This window comes from Aeromonas sp. JL9 (assembly GCF_024436075.1).
GTDB classification, from domain to species: Bacteria; Pseudomonadota; Gammaproteobacteria; order Enterobacterales; family Aeromonadaceae; genus Aeromonas; species Aeromonas veronii.
The window spans coordinates 286492-294084 of sequence record NZ_JANFNV010000002.1; the positions used below are offsets into that span (position 1 = coordinate 286492).

A 7593-nucleotide genomic window follows, 5' to 3' on the forward strand; every position below is an offset into this window, starting at 1 on the left:
AATCAATTAATAAGTCAGTAACAGTGGTTAATTTAATCCCGCTGCGTGGCTGCATGATTTTCTGCTGACAGCCAACGGGAGGTGGCTGACGGGCCATTGGTATGGCCCGTCAGCACGGGGTTAACCCTGATCCACTAGCAGCCAGATGGCGCACTGATAAGGGGCGAAGAGCTGCATCGGTTCGCTTGGGTAATTGGCCAGCAGCAACCGCATCTCGTCTGCCACCTTGTCGAAGTGGGGCATCGGCAAGGGGTTCGCCGTGAGATTGGCGAGCAGCAGCAGGGTGTGCCGCTCTCCGCTGGCCGGATCCTGCCAGTGGCGGCGATAGCTGATGCGCTCGGGGTCATCCCCATCCAGCAGCTCGAAATTGCCGTGGCGAACGACAGGGTGAGCCTTGCGCAGGGCGATGAGCTGGCGATAGCAGTGAAACGGCGAGTCGGGGCGGATCAACTGCTCGGCGGCGTTGATTTCAATGTGGTTGGCGTTGAGGGCAATCCAGGGCGTGGCCGTGCTGAAACCGGCGTGGGGGCCGCCGTCCCACTGCATCGGGGTGCGGGCGTTGTCGCGGCCGATGGCATCGAGCCGCCGACTCAGCTCGGCAGGATCCAGCCCTGACTGGCTGGCGCGATAGTTGATGGCCTCCACATCGCGCAGCTCGCCCGGCTGCCAGTGGCGGTTGGTCATGGCGAGCTCCTCCCCCTGATAGATGAAGGGAGTGCCCTGCATCAGGTGCAGCACCATGGCCCACAGCCTGGCGCTGGTTTCCCGCCACTCTGGCCTGTCATCGCCAAAGCGGGAGACGGCGCGAGGCAGGTCGTGGTTGCCGAGAAACAGGCTGTTCCAGCCACGTCCGTGCAGCCCTTGCTGGTGGCGGGCCATGGCTCGCTTGAAGGCGAGGGGATCAAAGCGGGATGACCACTTGTCACTGCCCAGCCCCAGATGCTCGAAGTTGAACACCATGCTGAACTCGCTGCCATCGTGGTTCGAATAGTTCTGCATATGGGCGAGATCGGCCCCCCAGGTCTCCCCCACCGTGATGATCCCCTTGCCGCCGAAGCTCGCGGCATTGAGCTCGCGGATATAGTTGTGCAGGCGCGGGCCGTTACTCATGGTCAGCCGGTCCCACTCCTTGCTCACCATGTCGATCACATCGAAGCGAAATCCCTTGATCCCTTTGCCCAGCCAGAAGTTGATCACCGCTGCCATTTCGGCCCGCACCGCCGGGTTGTCCCAGTCCAGATCGGCCTGACCGGGATCGAAGTTGTGCAGGTAGTAGCGATCAAGCGCTGGCACATACTGCCAGCCGCTGCCGCCAAAAATCGAGGTAATGGGGTGAGCATCGACAAAGGCTTGATCCCGGAATACGTAATAACCCTGATAACGGGGATCCCCGGCCAGTGCCTTCATAAACCACTCGTGCTCGGTGGAGGTGTGGTTGGCAACGATATCCATCATGATGCCGATGCCGTGGGCGGCCGCTTCGGCTATCAGCTGCTCCATCTCGGTCAGGGTGCCGAAGGCGGGGTCGATGGCACGGTAGTCCGCCACATCGTAGCCGTTGTCCCGTTTGGGGGAGCGATAGATGGGGGTGAGCCACAGCATATCGACCCCGAGGGTGGCAAGATAGTCGAGGCGCTGACGGATGCCGTTGATATCGCCCATGCCGTCGCCATCGCTGTCCTGAAAACTCATGGGGTAGATCTGGTAGATGACGCAGCTATCGAGGTCGATATCGGGCGTGTGAAGGGAGTGCGTATTCATCAGCGTGGCCGGTTGGGGGAAGAGATTTTCTATCTTACCCAGATGGGCGGGCAGTCAACAGGGCAGGGGAAACCTTGAAAAGGGTTCCATAGTGAGCTGATTGCCAAAAGTGAGGGAAGGGTCACAAAGGTGCCATCCCAGGCCACGGCTGTGGTCGGGATGGCACGGCACTTAGCGTTGATGCTATGCAGGAATACTGGTTATTGAGCAGCCTTGGCCTGCTCGCTGCGCTGCTCCTGCTGGTGTTCCGCTTGTGCCTCCAGCTCCTTGCCGAGGAAGTAGTTCAGGAAGGTGCGGATCACCGCGATGATGGCAAGGCGGATCAGCTCCTCTTTGCTTGGCGCGACTGTGGTGGCCAGGATGTCGGCGGCGAGCTGGAACTCCAGCGCCAGAATAAGCCAGCTGCCAAAACAGAGGCGAATACGCGGAAAGCCCGGTTCGTGATCCTCCATCCGTGCCGCCAGCCAGAGGGTCTTGCCAAGCCCTATCACCACACAGGCGATGGAGATGATCTCCAGCAGCAGCTGGAACAGCTCGACCCCGTGCATCATCCCTTCTCTCAGGCTCGCTATCTCAAACACTCGGGTCACCTCCATGATTCAAAAGAGGACACTATTAACACATCGCTCGGCAATGGCCAAATCCGGCTCAGGCAATCAGTTTGAATTCAATCACATAGAGCGGCGGCAGATCGGGGTAGATGTCGCGGATCACCTGTTTGAGCTCGGGGAGGGTCATGTTCTCCTGACGGGCGTGCTCGTCGTTCAGTTCATCGAAGGCGACCGCCTTGACCGAGAGTACCTCTATGGTGCCGAAGGGCTGGTGCTCCGGGTTGGTGAACAGTGCCAGCCGCTGGCCGGGTTGCCAGTTGGCCTCGCTCTCGTCGCGGATGGTGATGGTCTTGCGGCCCGCCTGAATGTCGGTAACGAAGCGGCTGAAGAAGGTGAACTCTGGATAGGTGTGAGTAGACATGGTGACTCCTGACAAGGTGAATCGAAATGGGATGAATGGAAATCAAAGGTCGAGATAGGCGCGCAGCCTGGCCAGATCGGCGATGACGGGGCCGTCGCTGCCGTCGGCAACTATGCCCTGTTCGACCAGCTCCTTGAGGGCGCGGCGGTAAACCCGCTCAGTGGTGCCGAAGCGCGCCGCCTCATGGGCCCGCTTGCGCGATCCCAGCATCGGAGTGCGCTGGCGCTCGCGTCACAACTCGTAGGCGATGTTGTAGGCGATGGGGTGGAGCAGCCGGCTGGTGGTGATCTCCAGCGTATCGAGATAGTCGCTGGCAAGCGCAGCGGCGAAGAAGAGGGTCAGCTCGGGCTCGGTCAGCAGGCGCTGGGCCAGTTTGTGAGCACAGATGACCCGTGCATCCAGTTCGGTCTCGGCCACCACGTTCCACTGCACCGGGGTGGCGCTGAAGAACTCCATCTCACCGAAGATTTGGCTGTGACACTCAATCTCGCCGAGCTGGAAGATGCGGCCCGAGTGCACCGTACTGTTGAGGGAGACCCGGCCATGTTCGACCAGATAGAGCTGCTCGCTCTGCTCCCCCTGGCGCATGATCAATTCGCCCGGCAGGTAGCGGCGCAGAAACAGGGTGCAAGCGTCGAGCGCCGCGGCAAAGCGGGGTTCAAGCTGCTTGAGTTCGGCGTGAAAACGGCCGAGGGGGTAGGGCTGTTGCTGCATGACTTGCCTGTCGCACCGGATGACGAGGGCCATGAGGCTAGCAATAGTGCGGGCCGGATACCAGCCCGCACGGTAGCGGATGTGCGGGAGTTAACGGTTTGCGGTTTATTGCACCAGGGCGTGGAGGGCGGCCGCGATGGCGTGCTGCTCACCGGCCATCATCGCCTGTTCGGCACTGGCGTAATCCGCCACCCCTTGTTGCACATCCTGCTCGAACAGCACCACGTTGCAGAGCACGGCGGCAACCCGCACCTTGCGCAGGCGCCCCACGGTCAGCAGGGAGGCGGTCTCCATATCGGCGCCAAGCACGCCACGGGCATGCCAGTAGCGGCACACCTCCTGCTCGTCATCCCGATAGAAGCTGTCGTGGGAGCGCACCAGCCCGTGCCAATGAGGCTGGCTGCCAGTGGCCACATGGTTGAGCAGGGCGGCCTGCAGCCAGATATCGGCGCAGGCGGGGTACTCGGCGGGCAGATAGGCCTGTGAGGCGCCCTCATTGCGCACCGCCCCTTCCACCACGATAAGGTCGCCAAGGCCGATGTCGTGCTGCAGGGCACCGGCGGAGCCGACCCGAATAAGCGAGCGGGCACCTGCTTGCACCAGCTCCTCCAGCGCTATGATGGCCGAGGCGCCGCCGATGCCGGTGCTGCAGACCGTGATGGGCAGCCCCTGATAGCGGCCGTTGATGAGGCGAAACTCCCGGTTTTGCCCCAGCACTTCACACTGTTCGAGCTGGCTGGCGATGCGATCGACCCGGGCCGGGTCGCCGCACAGTACCACCCGCTCGGCAATCTGGTCGGGGCGGCACTGAAGATGGGGTAATAGCGTCATGGCTTACAGACCTTGTGGCTGACGCTTGGCGGCAATCACCCAGAGGCGGGTGCCGTTGGCGGCGATAAACAGCAGGATCAGGTACTCCAGCGACATGGCGTAGACGCCCTGCGCGGCATAGACACCGATGCTGATGATGTTGATGACGACCCAGAGGATCCAGTTCTCCACGTATTTGCGGGTCATCAGGATCTGGGCGACCACCGAGAGCACCGTCATGCTGGCATCCCAGAACGGGAAGGCATCGGGGGAAGGCTCGGGGGTGGCAAGGTTGGCACCAAACAGGTTGAGCAGGGAGACCGAGGTGCGCGCCAGGGTGGCGAAGACCGGGTCGATATAGCGGGTTAGCAGAGCGATGGCCAGCACGCTCACCACAGCAGTGACGATGAGCTTGGATTTGCTGAGCCAGCGGATCTGCAGGGTATCCCCCTGATCGTTGGCCGGGCGGGTCCAGGCGTGCCAGCCGTAGACGTTGGCGCAGAAGAAGAACAGCTGCAGCATCAACAGTCCGTAGAGCTGGATCTGGAAGAAGATGATGGCAAACAGGCTGACGTTGATCAGGCCAAACAGGTAGTTGATGGTTTTCTCCTGACTGGCGAACCAGATGCAGGCCAGACCGAACAGGGTGCCGATGGCTTCAATCCATGACATGGCATAGCCGCCACCCAGCGGTATGGTCACTAGCGTGTTATTGATGCTGAACAGCTCGAATATGCTCATTTTCTGATCCTTGGGCATGAGGGTTAGTATGCAAGGGCGCCATTCTAAGGGGTGAGGGGGAGGAGGGGCAGGACTTTTGTCCGCCCCGGGCTTGGCCCATATCAAAGAAATCGCCGCTGCCTCCCGGTTATTCCAGCAGTGATGGGTTATGGTGCCCCGGCGGGCCGGACTTTATTGATATGTAGCAAGATGATAGCGCCGTGGCTGTGGTCTGATAGAGTCCACTCTCCGGGAGGAGAATCACGTGATAAAAGGAGGTTGTATTGAATTCCGAGCTTGTCTGGGTGCTCTGTCTGCTGGCTGGCGCCATCTATCTCTTTATGACCAACAAGGTGCGCATGGACGTGGTCGCTCTGTTGATCATTATCCTCTTTGTGCTGAGCGGCACCCTCACCCTGCCGGAGGCGCTGGCTGGGTTTAGCGATCCCAACGTCATTCTGATTGCCGCCCTGTTTGTGGTGGGTGAGGGGCTGGTGCGCACCGGCATCGCCTATCAGGTGGGGGATGCATTGGTGAAGGTGGCGGGTAGCAGCGAGACCAAGCTGCTGGTGTTGCTGATGGTAGCGGTGGCGAGTCTGGGGGCTGTGATGAGCAGCACCGGAGTGGTGGCCATCTTTATCCCGGTGGTGCTGAGCGTGGCGAACCGGATGGGGATCCCGGCCGGTCGCCTGATGATGCCCCTCGGTTTTGCCGGGCTGATCAGCGGCATGATGACGCTGGTGGCCACGCCCCCCAACATGGTGGTCAACAGTGAGCTGATGCGCCACGGCATTCACGGCTTCGGGTTCTTCGATTTCACCCCGATGGGCGTGCTGATCCTGGGGCTGGGCATCCTCTACATGCTGCTGGTGCGCGGCTCCCTGGTGGGCGAAGGGGAAGAGGGCAAGGGCAAGCCGACCGGGCGCCGCACCCTGCGAGATCTCATTCGAGACTACCGATTGGCCGGTCGGGCCCGTCGTCTGGCGCTGCGGCCGGACTCCCCGCTGATTGGCCATACCCTGGATGAGCTGCAACTGCGTGCCCGTTATGGTGCCCACGTCATCGGGGTGGAGCGCTGGCGCAAGTTTCGCCGGGTGATGGTGCCGGTGTCCGGGATCAGTGAGTTCCAGGCCAAGGATGTGCTGCTGATCGACATGTCAGACCCCGAGGTGGATGTGCGGGCGTTTTGCAGCGAAGCGCGGCTCGAACCCATGATCCTGCGCGGGGAGTACTTCTCCGATCAGGCGCGGGAGGTGGGGATGGCCGAGGTGTCGCTGATCCCTGAGTCCAAGCTGCTGGGTAAAAGCGTGCGTGAGGTGACCTTCCGCTCCAGCTATGGTCTGAGCGTGGTGGGGCTGCGCCGCGACGGTGAAGCGCTGGCAGGCAAGCTGGTGGACGAGCCGCTGCAGATGGGGGATACCCTGCTGGTGGTAGGAAACTGGAGCCACATCAGACAGTTGCAGACCCATAGCCGCGACTTTCTGCTGATGGGGCTGCCCGCCGAAGTGGACGAGATGGCCCCCGCCCGCAGCCAGGCCATTCATGCCCTCTTCTGTCTTGGAGTAATGATCCTGCTGATGGTGACCGATCCTGTGCCCAACGTGATTGCCGCGCTGATCGCCTGTCTGCTGATGGGCAAGTTTCGCTGCATCGATATGGAGAGTGCCTACAAGTCGATCCACTGGCCGACCCTGATCCTCATCGTCGGCATGCTCCCCTTCGCGCTGGCGCTGCAAAAAACCGGCGGGGTGGATCTGATCGTCGGTGGCCTGATCAATGCGGTAGGGGAGATGGGGCCGCGGGTCATGCTGGCCAGCCTGTTTGCCCTCTGCGCGGTGATCGGGCTCTTTATCTCCAACACGGCGACTGCTGTGCTGATGGCACCCATTGCGCTGGGCACGGCGCAACAGATGGGGGTATCACCCTATCCGTTTGCCATGACCATTGCCATTGCCGCCTCGGCCGCTTTTATGACGCCGGTCTCGTCACCGGTGAATACTCTGGTGCTGGGGCCGGGCAACTACAAGTTCGCCGATTTTATCCGCATCGGGGTGCCCTTCACCCTGCTGGTGATGGCGGTCAGCGTGGTGGCGATCCCCTGGTTCTTCCCGTTCTGATAACCGGGATGATGAATGTGTGCACCAGCGGCCTGCGGGCCGCTTTTTTATGTCTGGGAGACAAGAGTGGCAAGGCGTGTTCGGAATCAGTGAAGAGTGATGTGGACGGGAATTAACGTGGAGCTGGGTTAATAGAGGAGCGAGAGAAAAACTGGGGAGAGGCAAATTTCAGACACAAAAAAACCAGCGTGAGCTGGTCTGTTTGGTACTGCTATTAATGGTGCGGAAGGAGAGACTCGAACTCTCACGCCTAGGGCGCCAGAACCTAAATCTGGTGCGTCTACCAATTTCGCCACTTCCGCAATATTAATGGTGGCTATGACGGGATTCGAACCTGTGACCCCCGCATTATGAGTGCGATGCTCTAACCAACTGAGCTACATAGCCGTTTGTTATCGACCACTGATGTGGAAGAGAACAGAAAAATGGCTGGGGTACTAGGATTCGAACCTAGGGATGGCGAGATCAAAACCCGCTGCCTTACCGCTTGGCGATACCC

General features: G+C 60.7%; 6 protein-coding genes, 3 tRNA genes and 1 pseudogene. 1 reads left to right on the plus strand and 9 read right to left on the minus strand.

Going from position 1 to position 7593, the window contains the following annotated elements; translation table 11 throughout:
* Window positions 1-120: 120 nt before the first annotated feature.
* The 6 genes and pseudogenes from NOM06_RS03315 to pnuC form a co-directional block, all read right to left on the minus strand.
* Complete coding sequence (locus NOM06_RS03315; protein ID WP_255909909.1) at window positions 121-1761, minus strand: alpha-glucosidase; 1641 nt, start codon at window positions 1759-1761, stop codon at window positions 121-123.
* 200 nt (window positions 1762-1961) lie between these two features.
* Window positions 1962-2342 (minus strand): DUF1622 domain-containing protein, encoded by a 381-nt coding sequence (locus tag NOM06_RS03320; RefSeq protein WP_184232920.1) that lies wholly within the window; start codon window positions 2340-2342, stop codon window positions 1962-1964.
* Between the two features lie 67 nt (window positions 2343-2409).
* Complete coding sequence (gene yqfB, locus NOM06_RS03325; protein WP_255909910.1) at window positions 2410-2733, minus strand: N(4)-acetylcytidine aminohydrolase; 324 nt, start codon at window positions 2731-2733, stop codon at window positions 2410-2412.
* Window positions 2734-2775: 42 nt separating this feature from the next.
* Window positions 2776-3447 (minus strand): annotated as a pseudogene (locus NOM06_RS03335) (Crp/Fnr family transcriptional regulator).
* Between the two features lie 105 nt (window positions 3448-3552).
* Window positions 3553-4278: a nucleoside phosphorylase gene (locus tag NOM06_RS03340; RefSeq protein WP_157162128.1), complete on the minus strand. Its 726-nt coding sequence runs from the start codon at window positions 4276-4278 to the stop codon at window positions 3553-3555.
* A gap of 3 nt (window positions 4279-4281) precedes the next feature.
* Window positions 4282-4998, minus strand: coding sequence for a nicotinamide riboside transporter PnuC (gene pnuC, locus NOM06_RS03345; RefSeq protein WP_255909913.1), 717 nt, complete (start codon window positions 4996-4998; stop codon window positions 4282-4284).
* Between the two features lie 263 nt (window positions 4999-5261).
* Between pnuC and NOM06_RS03350 the strand changes: the two genes are divergently transcribed.
* Window positions 5262-7094, plus strand: coding sequence for an SLC13 family permease (locus tag NOM06_RS03350; RefSeq protein WP_047437932.1), 1833 nt, complete (start codon window positions 5262-5264; stop codon window positions 7092-7094).
* Window positions 7095-7312: 218 nt separating this feature from the next.
* Here NOM06_RS03350 and NOM06_RS03355 read toward each other — a convergent pair.
* The 3 genes from NOM06_RS03355 to NOM06_RS03365 form a co-directional block, all read right to left on the minus strand.
* Window positions 7313-7396, minus strand: a tRNA-Leu gene (locus NOM06_RS03355).
* Between the two features lie 8 nt (window positions 7397-7404).
* Window positions 7405-7481 (minus strand) — tRNA-Met (locus NOM06_RS03360).
* A 39-nt stretch (window positions 7482-7520) separates the two neighbouring features.
* Window positions 7521-7593: transfer RNA gene (locus NOM06_RS03365), tRNA-Gln, on the minus strand.